The following is a 20,882-nucleotide window of genomic DNA, read 5'->3' on the forward strand; positions in this document are numbered from 1 at the left end:
CATGCGGGCAAACAGCTTGTCGCCGGCGGCGGATGCTTCGGCCTTGGTGATCTTGCCGTCACGATCCTCGTCGATCATGCGGAAGAACCGTCCACCACCCATGCGCGGGCCGTCGCCATGACGTTCGAAGCGGGCCTTGTGGCGGAAACCGTCGCGGCGATCGTCACGGTCTGCGCGTTCATGGCGCGGACCATCCCGGTCGGGACGCTCGGCACGCGGGCCATCACTGTCTGGACCATCATCGTCGTTCTCGGCCATTTCCGGACGGGGATTGTTCTTGCGGAACTCCTCGCGCTTGGCGATGCGATAGTCGAGAAGCTCGCCGCGGGTGATATTGCCGTCCTTGTTGCCGTCGATCTCGCCGAAGAGGGCTTCCTGGCGGGCCGCCATCTCTTCCTTGGAGATCTTGCCGTCCTTGTTGGTATCGGCGGTCTTCAGCAGGCGTACGAAGGTGACGTCCTGCATGATCGCACCACGCATCATGCCGTGGGGGCCACGACCCGGGCCGCGATCAGGCCGTTCCGGTGCGGCGAATGCCGGGATGGCTGCTCCTGCGACCAAAACGGCACCGAGGGTCGCCAAAACGATCTTCTTTGCGGTCATCGACGGGTTCCTTTCCCTTGTTGCGATGACATCAAGGTATGGCCGCCAAGCCCCGGCGACCACTTAAACTCCCGTAATGTGGATGAATTCTTTGTAATGCGGCGGGACTACGTGCTGAGAAACAAGACCCCTCCCAACCGACCTGGGTCGAGCCACTGGTCTCGACCCGTCCTTGCGGACCCCCACAAGGGGAGGGCTTAACCCAGCCTAGCCAACTGCGATTAGTTGGGTGAGAGGTTGCCGCGGGTTATCTCCCCCTTGTGGGGGAGATGGCCGGCAGGCCAGAGGGGGACTTTTCCGGAAGCAGGAGATGAGCGCGCTTAGGCGACGCGCAGGCCCTTGAGGAAACCGGCGAGATCATCCGTCATATAGTCGATGTGATCGTCCTCATCGGACAGCGTTTCCCAGCGCTCGATCAGCACCTCGTCGAGATTGCGCGGGGTGAGCAGCACGGTGCGCATGCCAAGCGTCTTCGGGACGACGAGGTTGCGCGGCAGGTCTTCGAACATCGCGGCATGGGCCGTATCGACCCGGTGCAGGCTGGCGAATTTGTCATAGGTCTCGCCTGCCGGCTTCGGCACATAACCTGCAGCGACGATGTCGAAGATGTCGTCGAAATTGTCGAGGATGCCGAGCGCGCGGGCGGCCGCTTCCGCATGGGGAACGCTGCCATTGGTGAAGATGAACTTGCGGCCGGGCAGGGCCTTGATCGCCTCGCCGAGTTCCGGGTTCGGCAGCAGCGCGGAATAGTCGATCGCATGCGCCCGCTCGAGAAATCCGTCCGGATCGATGCCGTGGTTCAGCATCAGCCCCTGCAGCGTCGTGCCGTGCTTGTGATAGTAGCTCTTCTGCAGGACGCGCGCCTCTTCCCGGTCAAGCTGTAGCAGCTCTTCCACATAGGATGTCATGTTCGCATCGATCTGGGCGAAGAGATTGACGTGATGCGGATAGAGCGTGTTGTCGAGGTCGAAGACCCAGTCGCGGATATGGGAAAAATCGGCGGCGTCGGGAGCGGTCTTGGGTTTCTTGTCCATGCCCTGCTTATGCACCGGCTGGCGGCCAAAGAAAACGGAAAAAGGCGACGGCTCGGCACCTGATCTGGCTTGGCGGACGATCGGCGTGCATGATACCGCCGTTGATCATGGAACTATGGATCCCGATCACGATTGCCGCCGCCTTTCTGCAGAACTTACGGTCTGCGCTGCAAAAGCACCTGCAGGGCGCCCTCGGCACGCGCGGCGCGAGCTTCGTGCGCTTCGGCTACGGCTTTCCGGTCGCCATCCTTTATGTCGTGCTGCTCAACCGGATCGGCGGCTTCGCCCTCCCGGCATTGAACTGGACTTTTGCCTTCTGGGCCGTGCTCGGTGGCCTTGCGCAGATCTTCGCCACGATCATGCTGGTCCACCTCTTCTCGCTAAGGAATTTCGCCGTCGGCACGGCCTATTCCAAGACCGAGCCGGTACAGGCGGCGATCTTCGGACTGATCCTGCTCGGCGAGAAGCTGACGATCGGCGCGGTCGGCGCGATCATCGTCGGCGTTTTCGGCGTGATGCTGATCTCCATGGCACGCATGCCTCTGTCCTGGAAAAACACCGTTTCGGCGCTCGCCAGCCGGACGGCGCTTATCGGCATAGCCTCCGGCGCTGTCTTCGGCATTTCAGCCGTCGCCTATCGCAGCGCTTCCTTGTCTCTCAACGGCCCGAACCCGATCATACAGGCGGCAACGACGCTTGCCTGCGTCACCACCTTCCAGACGGTCTTCATGCTGATCTGGATGGTCTGGAAGGACAAGAACGAGATCGTCCAGGTGATCAGGACCTGGCGCACGTCGTCGCTGGTGGGGCTCGCCAGCGTCTTCGGCTCGGCGTGCTGGTTCACCGCCATGGCGCTGCAGCCGGTGGCCTATGTGCGGGCGCTGGGCCAGATCGAACTGATCTTCACCTTCATGGCCTCCTATTTCCTGTTCCACGAGCGGATCAACAGGATGGAAGTGGCCGGCTGCCTGCTGATCGTCTGCGGCATCTTCGGTCTGCTATTTTCCTGAACTCGAATTAGTCGACGTCGGCGCCGGATTTTTCGGCGACGTGACGGCAAAAGTCCGAATAGACTGACAACACAGCAACGGGAGGACACAGCATGTCTCAGAAGGACCAGGCGGCGGCATTCGCCGCGATGCATCAGAAGGGCAATCCGGTCATCATCTACAATATCTGGGATGCCGGAACCGCGAAGGCCGTGGCGGGAGCGGGCGCCAAGGCATTGGGGACTGGAAGCTGGTCGGTTGCTGCTGCGCAAGGCTATGCGGATGGCGAAAACCTGCCGATGGAAGTGTTGCTTGCCACGGTGAGATCGATCACCGCTGCGGTCGAACTGCCCTTCACTGTGGACTTCGAAGGCGGTTATGCGGAAGAGGCTGCCGACGTTGCAAAGAATGTCGCGCAGGTCATGGATGCGGGTGCCATCGGCATCAATTTCGAGGACCAAATTGTGGGCGGTGACGGCGTCTATCCGATTGAGAAACAGGCCGAACGCATCCGGGCTATAACAGCGTTGGCGGATAGCCGCGACATCCCTTTCTTCATCAATGCCCGCACCGATCTGTTCCTGCAGGAGAGTGACAGGGAAAAGCACGCGGGGCTGATCGAGAAGGCAATCGAACGGGCCGAGGCTTATGCGGCGGCCGGCGCCAGAGGCTTCTTTGCGCCGGGCCTGGCGGACGAGCGGCTTATCGAAAGGCTCTGCAAGGCTTCGTCGCTGCCGGTCAACATCATGATGTTTGCCGGCGTTCCTTCGCCGAAGCGGCTGGCCGAACTCGGCGTCGGCCGGGTCAGCTACGGCCCGGGTCCCTATCGCGCAATGATCGACAAGCTGAAGGAGGATGCCGCGGCGGTGTTTTCCGCCGCGGGCTGAAGTCTGATCAGGGCACGATCAGCGTGCCGGCGCCGTGCTCGGTGAAGATTTCGAGCAGGACCGAATGGGCGGTCTTGCCGTTCAGGATGACGACGCCCTGGACGCCGGCCTTGATCGCGTCGATGCAGGTCTCGACCTTGGGGATCATGCCGCCGGAAATCGTGCCGTCCTTGATCAGCGCCTGGGCCTGGGCGACCGTCAGTTCCTTGATCAGGTTCTTGTCGCGGTCGAGGACGCCCGGAACGTCGGTCAGGAACAGCAGGCGGGTCGCATGCAGCGCGCCTGCGATCGCGCCGGCAAAGGTGTCGGCATTGATATTGTAGGTCGCGCCGTCGCGGCCGGGGGCGACCGGTGCGATGACCGGGATCATTTCCGACTTGGCGAGCAGGTCGAGCAGGGTGCGGTCGACTTCGACCACTTCACCGACGAAACCAAGGTCGAGAACACGCTCGATATTGCTGTCGGGATCGACGATGGTCTTCTTCGCTTTTTCGGCGAAGACCATGTTGCCGTCCTTGCCGCAAAGGCCGATCGCCCATTCGCCGGTCTGGTTGATCAGCGCGACGATTTCCTTGTTGATCGAGCCGGCGAGAACCATCTCGACGATCTCGACCGTCTTGGCGTCGGTGACGCGAAGACCGCCTTCGAATTTCGATTCGATGCCCATCTTGGTCAGCATAGCGCCGATCTGCGGGCCGCCGCCATGGACGACGATCGGGTTGACGCCGGACTGCTTCAGAAGCGCGATATCGGCGGCAAAAGCCTTGCCGAGGGTCGAATCGCCCATCGCGTGGCCGCCGTATTTCACCACGATCGTCTTGTTCTCGTAGCGCTGCATGTAAGGCAGAGCCTGGGCGAGGAGTTGGGCCTGGAGTTCGCTGTCTGACATGGTCATGGAATTTCCCTGCATCAAAGGTGGGGCCTTTTAACGTATCTTTTTGACAGATCAAACAATCCGGTGGCAAGTTTCGAACGTAACTGGTTCGATCGCTGCGTGCATGCCATCGGTCGACTGGTCGGGAGGGTCACTTGGCAACAGATCGCGACATCGCCGCCCTGATCGGGCGGGTGGCACTTCGTGACCGCGCCGCGTTCGCGCAGCTTTATTCTCATGTCGCGCCGAAACTTTTTTCCGTCTGCCTTCGTATCCTCAAGGATCGCGGCGAGGCCGAAGATGCGTTGCAGGACGTCTTCGTCAAGATCTGGCAGCGTGCCGATCGCTTTGCCGCCACGGGCACCAGCCCGATCGGCTGGCTGGTGGCGGTCGCCCGCTACCACTCGATCGATGTGCTGCGCGCGCGCCGGCCGTTTGCCGATCCTCTGGATGAGGATTGGCAGATAGAGGATCCGTCCGCCGATCCGGAAAAAGACGCGGTGCTGACGGGAGAGGGCAAGCGCATTGACAGGTGCATGGAGGAGTTGGATTCTGATCGGGCCGCCGCAGTTCGCAGTGCCTATGTCGAAGGACTGACATACCAGGAATTGGCCGAGCGTCACGGCGTGCCGATCAATACGATGCGTACATGGCTGCGCCGCAGCCTTCTGAAACTGAGAGAGTGCCTGGACAGATGAGCAACCCGGATCAAAGCGAAGGAGATCGCTCCCGCGACCAGCTTCTGGCCGGCGAATACGTGCTGGGTGTTCTGTCGGAGGCCGATCGGCGCCGCGTCGAGGAGCGTATGTTGCGGGACAAGCCATTCGCGGCGATGGTTGCGAACTGGTCGGATAATCTCTCCGGATTCAACGGAGATTATACGGATGAGGCGCCGCCGCCCCAGGCATTCGGCAGGATAGAGGCGAGGCTTTTCCCCACCAGAAGTTTTGGCCAGGAGCTGGCGTCAGCTGGTCGCTGGTGGAATTCTCTTCTCCTGTGGCGCGGGCTGGCATTCGCGTCGCTGGCGGCGCTGATCACCTATGCATCGCTTCAATCGGGATGGATCGGTGGCCAGCCGCCATCTCGGGTGCTTGTCGCGCAGATGAGCGGCGGCGATAGTTCACCTGTCGGTCTCATGGCGCGTTACGATACGGGAAGCGGCAGGATGCAGGTCATTCCCGTCGCAGCCTCTGCCGATGCGGCCCGTTCCCTTGAACTCTGGCTCGTCCCCGATGGCGGTCAGCCGCCGATCTCGCTCGGCATTCTGCCGCAGGCGGGGGAGGGCGCCGTCGATATTCCCGCCGACATGCGTCCACGCCTCAGGGAGGGCGTCACCTTTGCCGTCAGTGTCGAGCCTTTTGGCGGGTCTCCCACCGGCCAGCCGACAGGCCCGGTCATCGCTTCAGGTAAGGCGCAGGATATTTAGTCGAAATATCTGAGTGAAATCAGCAGCCTGCTATTTCTTCCGCAATGTCCTGAAACTCTTTCTCTCCGCGCTCCGTCCCTTGCTGTGTTCCCGATTGACGGGGAGGAGTGGTGCCTTGGGAGGCGCGCAACCGCGCCGGGGTGATCCACATCCTGAAGAGGAAGAGGACAGATCGATGTTGAAATCAGCACTTCGCACGCTCGCCATCGCAGCCGCCGTATCCGGTGTCGCCGTCGCAGCCCACGCGGCCAATCCGAAGGTCGGCGGTGCCGCCATGTTTGAAGACAAGAACATTGTCGAGAACGCGATGAACTCCAAGGACCACACGACGCTGGTTGCCGCCGTCAAGGCGGCCGGCCTGGTCGAAACACTTCAGGGCAAGGGACCGTTCACGGTCTTTGCGCCGACCAACGAAGCCTTTGCGGCGCTGCCGAAGGGCACCGTCGAAACCCTGCTGAAGCCGGAAAACAAGGCGCAGCTGACCAAGGTACTGACCTGCCACGTCGTGGCTGCCGACGCGATGTCCAAGACCATCGAGAAGATGATCAAGGACGACAAGGGCACCCATGACGTCAAGACTGTCGGTGGCTGCATCCTCAAGGCCAAGGAAAGCATGGGCAAGATCACGCTCACTGACGAGATGGGCGGCGTGGCGCATGTGACGATCGCCGACGTCAAGCAGTCGAATGGCGTCATTCATGTCGTCGACAAGGTTCTGCTTCCCAAGATGTAAGCTCTGGTTGTCCGCCCGACCATCCGGCTTGCATCTGGTCCGGCCACTCCCCGTGGGTGGCCGGATTTTTATTGCCGCGGATCAGCTTTCGAAGACCGCTCTCGCTATCGCTTCGCGCAGGTCGTCGAGACCCTTGCCCTTCTCGGACGACGTGGAGATGACCTCCGGGAAGGCGGCCGGGCGCTTGCGGATCTTTTCGAGCGTCTCGGCAATTAGCTTCGGCACCGCCGGTTCCTTGATCTTGTCCGTCTTGGTGAGCACGATCTGGTAGGAGACGGCTGCCTTGTCGAGCAGGTCCAGAACGTCGTCGTCATTCTTCTTGATGCCGTGGCGGCTGTCGATCAGCACATAGACGCGCTTCAGCGTTGCGCGGCCGCGCAGATAGTCGAAGACCAGCTTCGTCCACGCGTCGACATGCTCCTTGGGCGCCTGGGCATAGCCATAGCCCGGCATATCCACCATCGCCATCGGCGGCAGGTCGCCTTCTGCGCCGGAATAGCCGTCCGGCACGAAATAGTTGAGTTCCTGCGTGCGCCCCGGAGTGTTGGACGTACGCGCCAGACCTTTCTGGGCGACAAGCGCGTTGATCAGCGATGACTTGCCGACATTCGACCGGCCGGCAAAGGCGATCTCAGTCGGGCCTTCCGGCGGCAGGAATTTCATCGAGGGCACGCCGCGGATGAAGATCCAGGGGTTGCCGAATAGTGGCTTCGGGTTGAGGGTCATCGGCTCTTTTTGTCTTCACGTCCTGATCAAGCCAACCGAATCCGGGTTTTGGGCGGCAATGTCAAGTTTTCGTCGGTGCCTCCCCGGGCAAGTGGCAACTGGGAGCAGGATTGGATCGCAGCCAAAGAAAACCCCGGACAATGCCGGGGTTCTCGATAAACTATTTTGTCGCCGCGGGTTTTCGCTTGAACAGGCCCTTGAGGTTGTCGAAGAGCTCGATCTTGGCGCCGTGTCGCTTCATGATCAGCGCCTGCTGCGAAACCGACAGGGTGTTGTTCCAAGCCCAGTAGATGACGAGACCGGACGGGAACGATGCCAGCATGAAGGTGAAGACGAGTGGCATCCAGGTGAAGATCATCGCCTGGGTCGGATCCGGCGGCGTCGGGTTCATGCGCATCTGCAGGAACATCGTGATGCCCATGACGATCGGCCATACGCCGATCATCAGCGCATGCGGGACGTCGTAGGGCAGCAGACCGAACAGGTTGAACAGCGAGGTTGGATCCGGCGCGGAAAGGTCCTGGATCCAGCCGAAGAACGGCGCATGGCGCATTTCGATCGTGACGTAGATGACCTTGTAGAGCGCGAAGAAGACCGGGATCTGCAACAGCACCGGCCAGCAGCCGGCGATCGGGTTGATCTTCTCTTCCTTGTAGAGCGCCATCATGGCCTGCTGCATGGCCATGCGGTCGTCGCCGTGCTTGGCCTTCAGCTCTTCCATCTTCGGCTGCATGCGCTTCATGTTGGCCATGGATGCATACTGCTTGCTGGCCAGCGGGAAGAAGATCAGCTTGACGACGACGGTGGTCAGAAGGATGGCGACACCGAAATTGCCGACGTGACGGAAGAAGAAGTCCATCAGCTGGAACATCGGCTTGGTGATGAAGTAGAACCAGCCCCAGTCGATCAAGAGGTCGAAATGCGGGATCGCATTGTTCTCAGCATAGGCATCGACGAGCGGCACTTCCTTGGCGCCGGCGAAGACGAGGTTCTTCAGCTCGGTCGACTGGCCGGGCTGGATGGTCACTGCATCGCCCTTGTAGTCGGCCTGATAGCGCGGCTGGCCATCTGTGAAATGGGTGAAGCGGGATTCGAACGGCGTCGCCTGCGGCGGCACGATCGTCGCGGCCCAGTACTTGTCGGTGATGCCGAGCCAGCCGCCGGTCGCCTTCGGATTGGTGAGCGCCTCTTCCTCGATGTTGGAATAGGTGTGCTCGCTGAGGCTGCCGTCGGCGCCGAGAACGCCAAGGAAGCCTTCATGGATAACCCATACGGAAGGTGTTGCCGGCTTGTTGTTGCGGGTCACGCGGCCGTAGGAGGAAAGCGTGATCGCTTCCGTGCCCGGGTTCTCAACCTTGTCCGTCACGGTGAGCATGTAGTGATCGTCGATCGAGATCGTGCGGTTGAACACCACGCCCTTGTCATTGGTGAAGGTCAGCGTAACCGGCGTCTGGGCGGTCAGTTTGTCGCCGCTTGCGAGCGTCCACTTGGTGCCGGGGCCCGGCGCCTGGCCGCTGGTCTCGCTGCCGACGTAACCGAGTTCGGTGAAGTAGCCGTCCTTGGTGTCGGAGGGCGAGAAGAGCGTGATGATCGGGCTCGAGTCGTCGACGGTCTCGTGATACTCGCGAAGCTTGAGGTCATCGAAGCGTGCGCCGGTCAGGTTGATCGAGCCGAGGACGGCGGGCGTGTCGATCTGGACACGTTCGGATTTGGCCAGCGCCTGTTCGCGGGTGGCGGTTGCCTGTGCCTGGTTCGCGCCGGGCAGGTTTCCGCTCGTCGTCGCGGCACCGGGGCTTTCCGGCGTAAATTGCTGGTTCTGCGCCTGCTGCTGCTCAAGCGCCTGCTGGGCTTCGGCGGCACGCTGCTGCGCTTCCATGCGCGGGTTCATATAAAGGAACTGCCAGGCAAGGACGATCAATACCGATAGGCCGATCGCGATGAAGTAATTGCGGTTCTTTTCCATCATGCTTTCCTGGAGGGTGTTCCTGAGGCTGGCCTGGGTTTCTGCCTGCCTTCGATGCGCTCGACAAGCCGTTCCGTAAGTTCCGGGAAGGAAATTGTGAGAACGTCCCTGCGCGCGACAATCACATAGTCGTGTCCGTCCTTCATTGCAAACCCGGCGGAGGTGCGGACGGCTTCGCGGAGGCGCCGGCGCATTCTGTTGCGCTCGACTGAGTTGCCGTGCTTCTTGGTGACGGTGAAGCCGACACGCGGCGGTTCATCCGGCTGCTTCCTGTCGAGCACCTCGAGAAGAAACGCTTTGCCGCGGCGGGCTTCTCCCGCCCTAACGGCCAGAAACTGCGGCCGGCTTTTCAGCCGCCCGACAGTATTTCGCTTTGTATCAGTCGTCGTCATGCCCCGGTCGGGCAATTCGGCCGTTAGGCCGACAGACGAGCGCGGCCGCGTGCGCGACGAGCAGCAAGAACCTTCTGACCACCCTTGGTGGCCATGCGGGCACGGAAGCCATGACGACGCTTGCGAACAAGCTTGGACGGCTGGTAGGTACGCTTCATTTATTTAATACCGCGGTGTGCGGCCCTTCTTGGGTATGCCTCTTCCGAGGCAAAGCGTTTCGGAAAATGCGCGGCGTGCGGGAATGCAAAGGCAACCTGCCGCTTGAGCGCGCGGGCATATAGGTCAGGTTCAGGCCGAAAGTCAATCTCCTGACCGTTTTCGCGGCGCTCGTGCCCAATCGGCATTCGTATTTAAGAAAAATCGAATGCAATTATTAATAATAATAATCTGATCGAGAAATCCATTGGTTGCGTTCGCGGGGAAGGAATTTCTCGGGTAGCTGCCGTTGAGGCCAGGATCCTGAAAAATCTCTGAGGTATTCTTGCTGGTGGCGCAACGTCGTTGCTTTCTTGCGCAAGCGCTTATGCGCGGGTTGTGCTCAGGGGTTGTTAACAACTTCATGCTAATTTTCACGATAGCCAAAGAATAAGCGCAAGTTTTTATGTTCGATGGCTGCGTCTTCGGAGGGGAATAGTCGTGAAAATTGGAGCAAAGATCAACCTTCTCGTAGGGTTGATGAGCCTTGTTGCGTGCGTAATTGCCGGTTTGTCTGTATTTACTGTCGCGCAGTACCATGACAAGCAGACCGCTTACGCGGATATCGCGGATCGAGTCTATAAAGGCGAGCGACTGAACAGGCTCGTTACTGCGGTCGTCATGGATGCACGCGGCATATATGCCGCCAAGGATGTGGCTTCAGCCAAGCCTTTCGGTGATGGCGTCACGAAGAGCCTCGGCGAAATGGAGAAACTGATTGCCGACTGGTCGGCGGTCGTGCCTCCGGCGCAGCGGGCGCAGTTCGACAAGCTGACGGCCGGCTTTAAAGATTTCAAGGTTTTCCGCAGCGAGACCGTTCGCCTCGGCGCGAATGAAGGCCCACAGGCCGCCAATGTCCAGGGCAACAACGAGGCCAATCGCGCCAACCGCAAGGCCTACCAGGCGGATATCGATGCCGTCGTGGCCGCCGACCGCGCCGATCTCGACAGGATCAGCGCCGAGATGGTGTCCTTCGAGAACATGATCTTCTACTCCGTTCTTGCCGTCGCAATCCTCGGCGTGGGCGGCGGGCTCGCCTTCGGCCTTTATCTCGGGCGTAGTCAAGTCAGCCAGCCGATCCTGAAGCTGACATCCTCCATGGGACGCCTTGCCCAGGGTGACTACGATGCCGAAGTCCCCTTCGCCGGCCGCAAGGACGAAATCGGCGACATGGCGGCCGCAGTCGAAGTGTTCAAGATCAACGGCCAGGAAGTGGCGCGCATGACAGGTGTCGAGGCCGGCATGAAGGCGAAGAACGACGATCTGCAGACCCGCATGTCCGCTGTCGTCTCCGCCGCTGCCGAGGGTGATTTCACCCGCCGGATCGACAAGCAATGGGGCGTCGAGAGCCTGGACCGCGTCGCCCGCAACATCGACCAATTGGTCGCAAGCGTCGATGCGGGCGTCTCCGAGACGCGGCGTGTCGTGCGCAGCCTGTCCGACGGTGACCTAACCGACAGCATGCGCGGCAACTTCAAGGGCGCGTTCGGCGAACTCCAGCAGAACGTCAACGGCACGATGGAAACGCTGCGCACCACCATGGGCCAGGTCCGTAATGCGACCGGCGCGATGAATGACGGCTCCGCCGAACTGAGCAGCGCCTCCAACGACCTGTCGAAGCGTACCGAACAGCAGGCGGCCGCGCTGGAAGAAACCTCCGCCGCACTCGACGAGATCACCTCTGTCGTGAAGACGTCGACGGAACGAGCCAACGAGGCGACCGTGATGGTTGGCGAGGCGAAGGAGAGTGCGGTTCAGTCCGGCGCTGTCGTTCGCAATGCGATCGAGGCGATGGGTCGTATCGAGCAGGCGTCCCGCGAGATCGCGCAGATCACCAACGTCATCGACGAGATCGCTTTCCAGACCAACCTCCTGGCGCTCAATGCCGGTGTCGAGGCGGCCCGCGCGGGCGAAGCCGGCAAGGGTTTTGCGGTCGTCGCTCAGGAAGTGCGCGAACTTGCCCAGCGTTCGGCCAGCGCCGCGAAAGACATCAAGGGCCTGATCGCCAAGTCCGGCCAGGAGGTTGCCGGCGGGGTGGAGCTGGTTCAGAAGACGGGCGCCGCACTTTCGGAAATCGAATCCCGTGTCAGCCGCATCAACGATCACATCCATTCGATCGCCGTTGCCTCACGGGAGCAGGCGACGGGCCTGGCCGAAGTCAATACGGCGGTCAACCAGATGGATCAGGTGACGCAGCAGAACGCGGCGATGGTCGAGGAAAGCTCGGCGGCCACCAGCAAGCTGTCTTCCGAGGCCGACGCCCTCTATCGTCTCGTTGCGCATTTCAGGATCGGCGATGATGCTGGTCGCGGGGTGCGGCCTGTCGCGGTCAATGTCGTGCATCGCCCCCAGCCGTCCCCGGCGAGAAAGATGACGGCGGCTCTCGGTCGGGCGTTCGGTGGCAGCGCGGCCGTCGCGGAAAAAAATGCGTCCGATTGGGAAGAATTCTGATCCAAAGCCCCAACATTAACGAAATTTAAGGCGGAGACCCCAGGTTTCCGCCTTTTTGCGTGGTCTCCTGGACTGTTCATATTTTGGTGACGCGCTAAAATGTGCGCTGCACACGGGATTTCGTGAAGTCCTTGGCATGGAAGTGGAGATCCTAATGGATAGCGAGGTTCACACCTCGGACCGCCAGGGAAGCTGGCCGGACGCGACGGGACCGGAACCGATGCCGACGCTGTTCCGCGGCCTGTCCGGGCGCCTGCTATGGCTGACGGTCATCTTCGTCATGCTGGCGGAAATCCTGATCTTCATGCCCTCGATCGCCAGCATGCGAATGAACTGGCTGCGCGACCGTCTCGACACGGCCGCCGCCGCCGGCATCGTCATCGATGGCCTGCAGCCCGCGGAACTGCCGCGCGCCGTGCAGAACGATACTCTGCTTGCCACCGGAACCAAGGTCATCGCCCTGCGCAAGGACGGCACCTCGCGCCTGCTCGCCGCGACCGAGGTCCCGCCTGAGATCGATGCCCAATACGATCTGGCAAACACGTCCTTCGTCAGCTCCATGCGCGACGCGCTGGACACGATGGTCCTAGGTGGTGGCCGGGTCATGCGTGTCTTCGGGCCGATCGGCGAAAGCGACATGATCATCGAGCTGGTCATGACCGACGACGCGCTGCGCAAGGACATGCTCAAGTATTCGAAGATGATGTTCCTCATCTCTCTCCTGATCTCGCTGATCACGGCGGTGCTCATCTTCGTCGCCATCAACCGCATGATGATCCTGCCGATCCGGCGTCTGACCCACAGTATGCAGCTCTTTTCCGAACAGCCGGACGATCCGGCGCGTGTGTTCACCGCCGACCGCTCGCGCGGCGAGCTTGCGGTTGCGGGTCGCCACCTTGCGGCGATGCAGATAGAACTCCAGCGGACGCTGAAGCAGCAGAAGAACCTTGCCGATCTCGGGCTGGCCGTCTCCAAGATCAACCACGACATGCGCAACATTCTCGCCTCCGCCCAGCTCATGTCCGACCGCCTGACGGATGTCGAGGATCCGATGGTCCGCAGCTTCGCCCCGAAGCTGTTGCGCACCATCGATCGCGCGGTGGGTTATACGAGCGAAGTGCTGGCCTATGGTCAGGCATCGGAAGCGGCACCTCGTCGCCGGCGCATCAATCTTTCCGAGCTGACGCAGGAAGTGAAGGACATGCTGGCGATCGATCCCGATCTCGGGCGTCGAGTTTGCAGATCAGATTTCCACGGACCTGGAAGTCGACTGTGACGGCGAGCAGATCTTTCGCGTGGTCCACAATCTCTGCCGCAATGCCGTCCAGGCTTTGCTGGCCCATGATCCCGACGACCCGCAGGCCTTGCGCCGGGTCACAGTCTCGGGCCACCGGCTCGGCAGCGTCGTCAGCATCACGATCGATGACACCGGTCCGGGCATGCCGCGCAAGGCACGAGAGAACCTGTTCTCTGCCTTCCGTGGCTCGGCGCGCTCCGGTGGCACCGGCCTTGGCCTCGTGATCGCCCGCGAGCTCGTGCTTGCCCATGGCGGCACGATCGCGCTGGTCGAAAAGCCGGGCCCCGGCACCCAGTTCCGCATCGAAATTCCTGACCGTCCGGTAGCGCTGGACGATTACCGCGTCAGAGCATGATGGAAAAATTATAAATAAAACAGTCTCTTGATGTCTGCGTGACAGCAAAATGACATGAGACAGCGGAAAAGCGCTTGCAATCTTTCCCGGCAGCCTTTAGAGGATCGCCACGCAAGCGGAACACACCGTTGCAGACGCACCCGTAGCTCAGCTGGATAGAGCACCAGACTACGAATCTGGGGGTCAGGAGTTCGAATCTCTTCGGGTGCGCCATTCTTTCCTTTCATCTAAAATGATGTCGTCCGGCGCCTTGCGTTCCCGCGTGCTGTGGCCTGTGTCACCGACGCCAGCACATCGATCAAGCCTTGGAATAAATCGGCACTCGTAGATGCGTTATCGGATCGACAACTATCTCTGTCGGGCCGATAGGCAGGATGACATGCTTGCGCTATCCAGAAGACAGATTGAGTCATTCTGATTGCGGCCTCGTGTGGTCGCGTCTTCAAGCATGTGGAGTCCCGGCAGATGAGATGGAAACGCACGATCCAGCTTTTGGATGTCCATGCGGAAGGCGAGATCGGCCGCGTGGCGATTGGCGGCGTTCCGAAAATCCCGGGCGATACGGTCGCCGACCAGCTGGCCTGGATGAATTCGGATCCCAAGGGGCAGGAGCTGCGCCGTTTTCTCTGCCTTGAGCCACGCGGAACCCCGATCGGCTCGGTCAACCTTCTCCTGCCGGCCAAGCACCCGGAGGCGGATGCTGCCTTCATCATCCTTCAGCCCGATCAGGCGCATGCGAGCTCCGGATCGAATTCGATCTGCGCCACCACCGCATTGCTTGAGGCTGGCATCGTCGAGATGAAGCAACCGGAAACGGTCGTGACGCTGGAAACTGCGGCCGGTCTCGTGAGGGCGGTTGCCACCTGCCGCGACGGGCGTTGCGAGAAAGTCAAGCTCACCATGGTGCCGTCCTTCGTCCATCAGCTGGACGTGAAGCTGCAGACGCCGGAATGGGGTGAGATCACGCTCGACATTTCCTATGGCGGCATTTTCTACGGCCTCGTCGATGTCTCGCAGATCGGCTTGACCATCGAGAAGAAGAATGCGGCGGCGCTCGTGCAGGCGGGAATGGTGCTGAAGGATCTGATCAATCGGCAGATCGGGGTCGTCCATCCGGAAATTCCGGCAATCTTCGGCGTCGCCTATGTGATGTTCCGCGACACGGAGGCAGACGGTACCGTTCGCACCTGCACCACCATGTGGCCGGGCAGGGCGGATCGCTCTCCCTGTGGCACCGGAAATTCCGCCAACCTCGCGGCGCTGCATGCGCGCGGCAAGGTGAAGGTCGGCGACACATTTCTGTCCCGCTCGATCATAGGCACGCAGTTCGAAGTGGGACTTGCCGGCGAAACGCAGGTCGCAGGAAAGCCGGCAATCGTTCCAACGATCGCCGGCCGTGGCTTTACATTCGGGCTTCATCAGGTGGCGCTAGACCCATTCGATCCACTGGCGGATGGTTTTGCCATGACGGATGTCTGGGGCCCGTCGGCAGGCGACATCATTTAAAGTCGCCTGCTTCGACCAGGGCTTAGATTTCGCGGCCGACCTTGGCCGGATTTTCCATGTCGCCCTGCTTGAGGACCAGAGAGTTCACGCCTTCGATGCCTTCCTGCGACGGAGCAGGGACGACGCCCATATCCTGGAACTGCATGAACTTGTAGGCGCCGAAAACATCGCCCTTCATGGCGGCCTGACGATACATGTCGGCAGCCTTCTCGGCATTGGCCGGTACACCTTCGCCGGTCTCGTACATGATGCCGAGATTGATCATGGCGTCGGTATTGCCGCGCTGGGCTGCGAGATCGTACCACGCGACGGCCGTCTGGTCGTCGGCCGGCAGAAGCTGGCCTTCATCATAGATGGCGCCGATGTTGAAGGCGGCGGTGTCATCACCTTCGGCCGCAGCCTTCTCGAACCAGTTCAGCGCCTTGTTGACATCGGGCTGGGTGCCGAGGCCGTCGCGATAGGCAACGCCGAGATTATAGGCGGCGAGAACATTGCCGTTGGTGGCTGCCTGTTGATAGAGGCCGAACTCTGCGGTCTCGTCACCGAGGCGACCCATCAGCATGCCATAATTCACCATGGCGGCGGCATAACCATCCTTGACGGCAGCATCGTACGCGCTCATCGCCTGATCCGGCTGGTCGTCTTTATTAAGCGCGCGGCCGAGCTGGTAGGCGAAGCGAGGATTGCCTGTCGCCTCGAAAGCCATGCGGCATGCATCCGCGGCGCCACCGCCGATTTCAGCGATATTGACCGGCGAAAACTCGCCGTTGCGCTGCTGATCGAAGGGGCTACCGGCAAGGCGATCGCATTCGCTCTGCATTGCCGTAGCGACGTTGATGGTCATGCGCTCCTCGGCACCCGGGGAAACTGTCAGCGCGCAAAGCACGACAGCGGCGCCTGTGGTAATCGCAAAACCCCTGTTGACTTTCGATGTCCGGGATTTCATGGTGTGCTCCGTCCGACTCAAAATCTCTTTCAGATTGTTTAACGAACGCCCGATCTCGGCGCTGGTTCCGCAGAATCTTTTCGCGGAGCCCATTTGGCATCACGAAATGCCTGCACGATTTCGTGAGCTTGCGCCCTCCTGAATTCCCTTGATTGGATGTTTCTGCGTTCCGCAATTGTCTCCGCGCGCGCTTTGGTGATAAGCCGAATAAAAGTCTCATCGGAACAGCTGCATGAAAACGCTTACAATTCGCCGCCCGGACGATTGGCACCTCCATCTGCGCGATGGCGCGGTTCTCTCGGGCGTCATCGCAGACACAAGCCGGCACTTCGCCCGCGCCATCATCATGCCGAACCTCGTACCGCCGGTCGTCACGACTGCGGATGCCGCGGCCTATCGCGAGCGGATCATGGCGGCACTCCCGGCGGGACACAGCTTTGAGCCGCTGATGACGCTCTATCTCACCGAGCACACCAGCGCGGATGATGTGGAAGCCGGCAAGGCGAGCGGCCTGATCACGGCGGTCAAGCTTTACCTCGCGGGCGCCACCACCAATTCCCATGGCGGTGTGCGCGATATGGAAAAGGCGATGCCGGTTCTGGAGCGCATGGCGAAGATCGGCCTGCCGCTTTGCGTCCATGGCGAAGTGACGACGCCGTCGGTCGATATCTTCGATCGCGAAGCCGTCTTTATCGAAACCGTGCTCGATCCGCTGCGCCGCCGCCTGCCGGAGCTCAAGATCACGATGGAGCATGTCACGACGTCGGACGGCATCGACTATATCAAGTCGGCCGACAAGAACCTCGCCGGCTCTATCACCACCCATCACCTGATCATAAACCGCAACGACATCCTCGTCGGCGGTATCCGCCCGCATTATTATTGCCTGCCGGTCGCCAAGCGCGAGAGCCACCGCCTGGCGCTGCGTGCTGCAGCAACTTCCGGCGACGGCCGTTTCTTCCTCGGTACTGATTCCGCCCCGCATGTCGACCCGTTGAAGGAATGCTCCTGCGGCTGCGCCGGCATCTATACCTCGATCAACACGATGAACTGCCTCGCCCATGTGTTCGAGGACGACGGTGCGCTGGACAAGCTGGAGGCCTTCACCTCGCTGAACGGCCCGGCCTGGTATGGCGTCGCGCCGAACGCCGAGACGATCACGCTCGAAAAGCGGGAGAGCAAGGTCGAATTCCCGGCTAAGCGTGACACCGGTGCGGGATTGATTACGGTCTTCGATCCGGGCTTCCCGATCCACTGGGAAGTCGTCGATACGCTTAAAGGCTGATTTACTCTCAAATATAATTTCGACTACTATGGGATCTCTCCGATGCTAAAACTTTGGAGAGATTTCGTTCTTATTTTCTGATTGCCCTTTTTAAAAATAAATCACTGAAGAGAATTTCAGGCATGATGCTGGATTATCAGTCTCTTCTGCTTGCCCTCGGTGTGTCGGCCGCGTGCCTGATGGTGACGTTGCTCGGGACCTGGCTTTCCCGTCGCACGGATTCCTTCCTGCTGACGCTGGTAGCGTCACTGTGCCTCGTCGTTGCTGGCATCGTGGCATACAGTTCCTATACCGCCCGGTCCGGCATCGTTCCTGCAATCATCGCCTATACTTTCCTGATGGCTGGCTTCTCGACCATCTATGCGGCATCGGTCCAGTTCCGCACGGGCGAGAAACCGTGGCGTCTGGCCGGTGGGATATTCGTCTCCTGCCTGGCGCTCGGTCTGCCGTTGTTCTTGGCGGGCCTGGATGGCCTCGGCCTGATCATGATGAACATCCTGACTGCGCTCCTCTTGATCGGCACCGCCGGCCAGTACTGGACGGCGCGCGCCGAAGCCCCCGGTCCGCTCGGCGGCATGGTGCTGCTTTACGCGGTAAGCGGCCTTTCGTTTGCACTATGCGCTTCCGTCCTGCTCGCCGAGGGTGAGATGACCCTCGGCCGCGCGCCAGCCAACTGGGCGGAAAATCTCAATATCGGCATCTGTATTGCCGGCATGACCGGTATCGGTGCCCTGTCGCTCGCCCTGCACCAGTGGCGGATGGCAGCCCTTCATCGGCGCGAGGCGATGACGGATGCCCTGACCGGCCTGCTCAATCGACGGGCTCTCTTCGCCCAATATGGCGAGAGGCGTTTCGGCGCCTCCACGGCGGTGATCGTTTTCGACATCGACCGGTTCAAGACGATCAACGATGAATACGGCCACTCCACCGGCGATGAGGTCCTGCGGCTCTTCGCCAGGGACATGCTGGCCGAGGTGACGCCGGCCGCCTGCGTCGCAAGGCTCGGTGGCGAGGAATTCGCCATGATCGTCAGCGAGATCATGCCTGGTAGGGCAGAGCGCATCGCCAACGAAATCCGGAAGCGTTTCGCCGCCCGCGACATCGTGGCGGCTGGCGCTGTCCTGCGCTGCACGGTCAGTGCCGGCGTTGCCGTCGGCCTGCCGGAAGGCCAGCCCTTCGAGACGGTGCTGAGCCTTGCCGACAGTGCGCTCTATGAGGCCAAGCGGTCGGGGCGCGATCGGGTGGAACTTGCGTCCTATCTAAGATCCATTCCCGCCGTTCCCGAGACGCGCACATCCGCTTGAGGCCTTGGCCCGCGAAAACTTTGGGCGGCCTTGCTCTTTCTCTGGCTAAGCCCCTGCCATGCTGCTATTGCGGCGCGTGGTTTAAAGCAATGTCCAGCAAAAGTGCGTAGCGGTTTTGCGTCCGGACTTGCGTTGAAAAAGAGCGAGCAAGGAGCGGGCGCATGATTCAGACCACATTTCCGGACCGTAACGTAATGGCCGAACTGATGGCCAAGATGCTGTGGGAAATCGGTGCGGTGCATTTCAATGCCGAGAAGCACTATAAGTTTGCCTCAGGCATGATGAGCCCGGTCTATATCGACTGCCGCAAGCTTCTCTCCTATCCGCGCGTCCGTTCGACGATCATGGATTTCGCCGCCTCGACCCTGCTGCGTGACGCGGGCTTCGAGAAGTTCGACTGCATCGCCGGTGGCGAGACCGCGGGCATTCCCTTCGCCGCTCTGTTGGCCGACCGTCTGTCGCTGCCGATGATCTACGTACGCAAGCAGCCGAAGGGGCATGGCCGCAATGCGCAGATCGAAGGCAACATGCCGGAAGGGTCGCGCGTACTGGTCATCGAGGACCTGACGACGGCAGGCGGCTCGATGTTCAAGTTCATCGACGCGATCCGTGCGGCCGGCGGTGTCGTCGATCACGGCATGGCGCTGTTCTACTACGGGATCTTCGATGAAGGCGCGCTGCGCTTTGCCGATGGCAAGGTCCAGTTCCACCACATTGCCACCTGGCGCAACGTTCTGGCCGTCGCCCGCGACCAGAAACTGTTCGACGAGAAGACCCTGTCGGAAGTCGAGGCCTTCCTCGATGCGCCGCTTGCATGGTCGGCCCGCAACGGCGGCATCAGCGAATTGCCGAAGTAAGCGATAAAAGAAGCGGGCTTTTGCTCTGGTCAACGGACAAAAGCTCGCTTATTCCTGTTTAAAACAGGCAAAATTCCTTGGGAGGAAATCCATGATCCTGTGCTGCGGCGAAGCCCTTATCGACATGCTTCCGCGTGAGACGACCCTCGGTGAAACGGGCTTTGCGCCCTATGCCGGCGGTGCCGTCTTCAACACGGCGATAGCCCTTGGCCGCCTTGGGGTAGACACCGGCTTCTTCACCGGCCTTGCCGACGACATGATGGGCGATATCCTGCGCGACACGCTGCGCAAGAGCAATGTCGACTTCAGCTATTGCGCACTGGCATCCCGCCCTTGCACGATCGCCTTTGTCAAGCTGGTCGACGGCCACGCCACTTACGCCTTCTACGACGAAGGCACCGCCGGCCGGATGATCACCGAGGCGGACCTTCCGGCACTCGGCGACGATTGCGAGGCTTTGCATTTCGGCGCGATCAGCCTGATCCCGGAGCCCTGCGGTTCGACCTACGAGGCGCTGATGGCGCGCGAGCATGCAAAGCGTGTGATCTCGCTCGACCCGAATATCCGTCCGGGCTTCATCAAGGACAAGGCGGCTCATCTCGCCCGCATCCGCCGCATGGCGGCAATGTCGGATATCGTCAAATTCTCGGATGAAGATCTCGCCTGGTTCGGGCTGGAAGGTGACGAAGATACGCTTGCCCGCCACTGGCTGCATCACGGCGCCAAGCTCGTCGTCGTTACCCGCGGAGCGGAAGGCGCCGTCGGCTATACCGCCAATCACAAGGTCACGGTGCCGAGCGAAAAGGTAACGGTGGTCGATACGGTCGGTGCCGGTGACACGTTCGATGCCGGCATTCTTGCGTCGCTGAAAATGCAGAACCTGCTGACCAAGGCGCAGGTGGGGAGCCTAACCGAAGACCAGATCGCCAAGGCACTGGCGCTGGGCGCCAAGGCTGCGGCGGTGACAGTGTCCAGGGCGGGGGCGAACCCGCCGTTTGCGAACGAGATCGGACTCTAGTCCGATCCAGCCCATAATAAAAAAGCCCTCGGGAACGTCGT

At 60.9% G+C, this 20,882-nt stretch carries 18 protein-coding genes, 1 tRNA gene and 2 pseudogenes; 13 read left to right on the forward strand and 8 right to left on the reverse strand.

Going from position 1 to position 20,882, the window contains the following annotated elements:
- Positions 1 to 57: 57 nt before the first annotated feature.
- A pseudogene (locus tag N7E02_RS18020) lies at positions 58 to 603 on the reverse strand (EF-hand domain-containing protein); the annotation flags it as partial.
- A gap of 320 nt (positions 604 to 923) precedes the next feature.
- Positions 924 to 1,637 (reverse strand): pyrimidine 5'-nucleotidase, encoded by a 714-nt coding sequence (locus N7E02_RS18025; RefSeq protein ID WP_286583681.1) that lies wholly within the window; start codon positions 1,635 to 1,637, stop codon positions 924 to 926.
- A gap of 107 nt (positions 1,638 to 1,744) precedes the next feature.
- Between N7E02_RS18025 and N7E02_RS18030 the strand changes: the two genes are divergently transcribed.
- Both N7E02_RS18030 and N7E02_RS18035 read left to right on the forward strand, forming a co-directional pair.
- On the forward strand, positions 1,745 to 2,647 hold the full coding sequence (locus N7E02_RS18030; RefSeq protein WP_286583906.1) for a DMT family transporter: 903 nt from the start codon (positions 1,745 to 1,747) through the stop codon (positions 2,645 to 2,647).
- A gap of 92 nt (positions 2,648 to 2,739) precedes the next feature.
- Entirely contained in the window at positions 2,740 to 3,513 is a 774-nt protein-coding gene (locus N7E02_RS18035; protein WP_286583682.1) for an isocitrate lyase/PEP mutase family protein, read from the forward strand.
- A 7-nt stretch (positions 3,514 to 3,520) separates the two neighbouring features.
- Here N7E02_RS18035 and argB read toward each other — a convergent pair whose 3' ends face one another.
- On the reverse strand, positions 3,521 to 4,408 hold the full coding sequence (argB, locus tag N7E02_RS18040; protein ID WP_092996646.1) for an acetylglutamate kinase: 888 nt from the start codon (positions 4,406 to 4,408) through the stop codon (positions 3,521 to 3,523).
- A 134-nt stretch (positions 4,409 to 4,542) separates the two neighbouring features.
- Between argB and N7E02_RS18045 the strand changes: the two genes are divergently transcribed.
- From N7E02_RS18045 to N7E02_RS18055, 3 genes are all read left to right on the forward strand, one after another.
- A complete protein-coding gene (locus N7E02_RS18045; protein WP_286583684.1) occupies positions 4,543 to 5,085 on the forward strand; it encodes a sigma-70 family RNA polymerase sigma factor in 543 nt (180 codons plus the stop codon).
- A complete protein-coding gene (locus tag N7E02_RS18050; protein ID WP_286583685.1) occupies positions 5,082 to 5,813 on the forward strand; it encodes an anti-sigma factor in 732 nt (243 codons plus the stop codon). The genes N7E02_RS18045 and N7E02_RS18050 overlap by 4 nt, the downstream gene beginning before the upstream one ends.
- A gap of 175 nt (positions 5,814 to 5,988) precedes the next feature.
- Positions 5,989 to 6,546: a fasciclin domain-containing protein gene (locus N7E02_RS18055; protein ID WP_286583686.1), complete on the forward strand. Its 558-nt coding sequence runs from the start codon at positions 5,989 to 5,991 to the stop codon at positions 6,544 to 6,546.
- Between the two features lie 81 nt (positions 6,547 to 6,627).
- On the opposite strand, the gene yihA is transcribed toward N7E02_RS18055, so the two are convergent.
- The 4 genes from yihA to rpmH all read right to left on the reverse strand — a co-directional run bounded on the left by yihA (position 6,628) and on the right by rpmH (position 9,785).
- The gene (yihA, locus tag N7E02_RS18060) at positions 6,628 to 7,272 is read right to left on the reverse strand and encodes a ribosome biogenesis GTP-binding protein YihA/YsxC (RefSeq protein ID WP_286583688.1); all 645 of its coding nucleotides are present in this window, start codon (positions 7,270 to 7,272) and stop codon (positions 6,628 to 6,630) included.
- Between the two features lie 160 nt (positions 7,273 to 7,432).
- Positions 7,433 to 9,238 carry a membrane protein insertase YidC gene (yidC, locus tag N7E02_RS18065; protein ID WP_286583689.1) on the reverse strand — a complete coding sequence of 602 codons (1,806 nt, stop codon included), beginning with the start codon at positions 9,236 to 9,238 and terminating at the stop codon, positions 7,433 to 7,435.
- Complete coding sequence (gene rnpA / locus N7E02_RS18070) at positions 9,235 to 9,627, reverse strand: ribonuclease P protein component (RefSeq protein WP_286583690.1); 393 nt, start codon at positions 9,625 to 9,627, stop codon at positions 9,235 to 9,237. Before rnpA ends, yidC begins: the two co-directional genes overlap by 4 nt.
- A gap of 23 nt (positions 9,628 to 9,650) precedes the next feature.
- Entirely contained in the window at positions 9,651 to 9,785 is a 135-nt protein-coding gene (rpmH, locus tag N7E02_RS18075; protein WP_092996667.1) for a 50S ribosomal protein L34, read from the reverse strand.
- A 478-nt stretch (positions 9,786 to 10,263) separates the two neighbouring features.
- On the opposite strand from rpmH, the gene N7E02_RS18080 reads away from it, so the two are divergent.
- From N7E02_RS18080 to N7E02_RS18095, 4 genes and pseudogenes are all read left to right on the forward strand, one after another.
- On the forward strand, positions 10,264 to 12,273 hold the full coding sequence (locus tag N7E02_RS18080; RefSeq protein ID WP_286583692.1) for a methyl-accepting chemotaxis protein: 2,010 nt from the start codon (positions 10,264 to 10,266) through the stop codon (positions 12,271 to 12,273).
- Between the two features lie 154 nt (positions 12,274 to 12,427).
- Positions 12,428 to 13,925: pseudogene (locus tag N7E02_RS18085) on the forward strand (ATP-binding protein).
- A 136-nt stretch (positions 13,926 to 14,061) separates the two neighbouring features.
- Positions 14,062 to 14,138, forward strand: a tRNA-Arg gene (locus tag N7E02_RS18090).
- 252 nt (positions 14,139 to 14,390) lie between these two features.
- The gene (locus N7E02_RS18095; protein WP_286583693.1) at positions 14,391 to 15,431 is read left to right on the forward strand and encodes a 4-hydroxyproline epimerase; all 1,041 of its coding nucleotides are present in this window, start codon (positions 14,391 to 14,393) and stop codon (positions 15,429 to 15,431) included.
- 22 nt (positions 15,432 to 15,453) lie between these two features.
- On the opposite strand, the gene N7E02_RS18100 is transcribed toward N7E02_RS18095, so the two are convergent.
- Complete coding sequence (locus tag N7E02_RS18100; protein ID WP_286583695.1) at positions 15,454 to 16,377, reverse strand: tetratricopeptide repeat protein; 924 nt, start codon at positions 16,375 to 16,377, stop codon at positions 15,454 to 15,456.
- Positions 16,378 to 16,609: 232 nt separating this feature from the next.
- On the opposite strand from N7E02_RS18100, the gene pyrC reads away from it, so the two are divergent.
- From pyrC to N7E02_RS18120, 4 genes are all read left to right on the forward strand, one after another.
- Positions 16,610 to 17,662 (forward strand): dihydroorotase, encoded by a 1,053-nt coding sequence (gene pyrC / locus N7E02_RS18105; protein ID WP_286583696.1) that lies wholly within the window; start codon positions 16,610 to 16,612, stop codon positions 17,660 to 17,662.
- 122 nt (positions 17,663 to 17,784) lie between these two features.
- Complete coding sequence (locus tag N7E02_RS18110; protein ID WP_286583697.1) at positions 17,785 to 18,966, forward strand: GGDEF domain-containing protein; 1,182 nt, start codon at positions 17,785 to 17,787, stop codon at positions 18,964 to 18,966.
- A gap of 161 nt (positions 18,967 to 19,127) precedes the next feature.
- Positions 19,128 to 19,823 (forward strand): orotate phosphoribosyltransferase, encoded by a 696-nt coding sequence (locus N7E02_RS18115; protein WP_286583698.1) that lies wholly within the window; start codon positions 19,128 to 19,130, stop codon positions 19,821 to 19,823.
- 91 nt (positions 19,824 to 19,914) lie between these two features.
- Positions 19,915 to 20,841: a carbohydrate kinase family protein gene (locus N7E02_RS18120; protein WP_286583699.1), complete on the forward strand. Its 927-nt coding sequence runs from the start codon at positions 19,915 to 19,917 to the stop codon at positions 20,839 to 20,841.
- Positions 20,842 to 20,882 lie beyond the last annotated feature (41 nt).

It is taken from the genome of Terrirhizobium terrae (assembly GCF_030323265.1).
Classification (GTDB): Bacteria; Pseudomonadota; Alphaproteobacteria; order Rhizobiales; family Rhizobiaceae; genus Neorhizobium.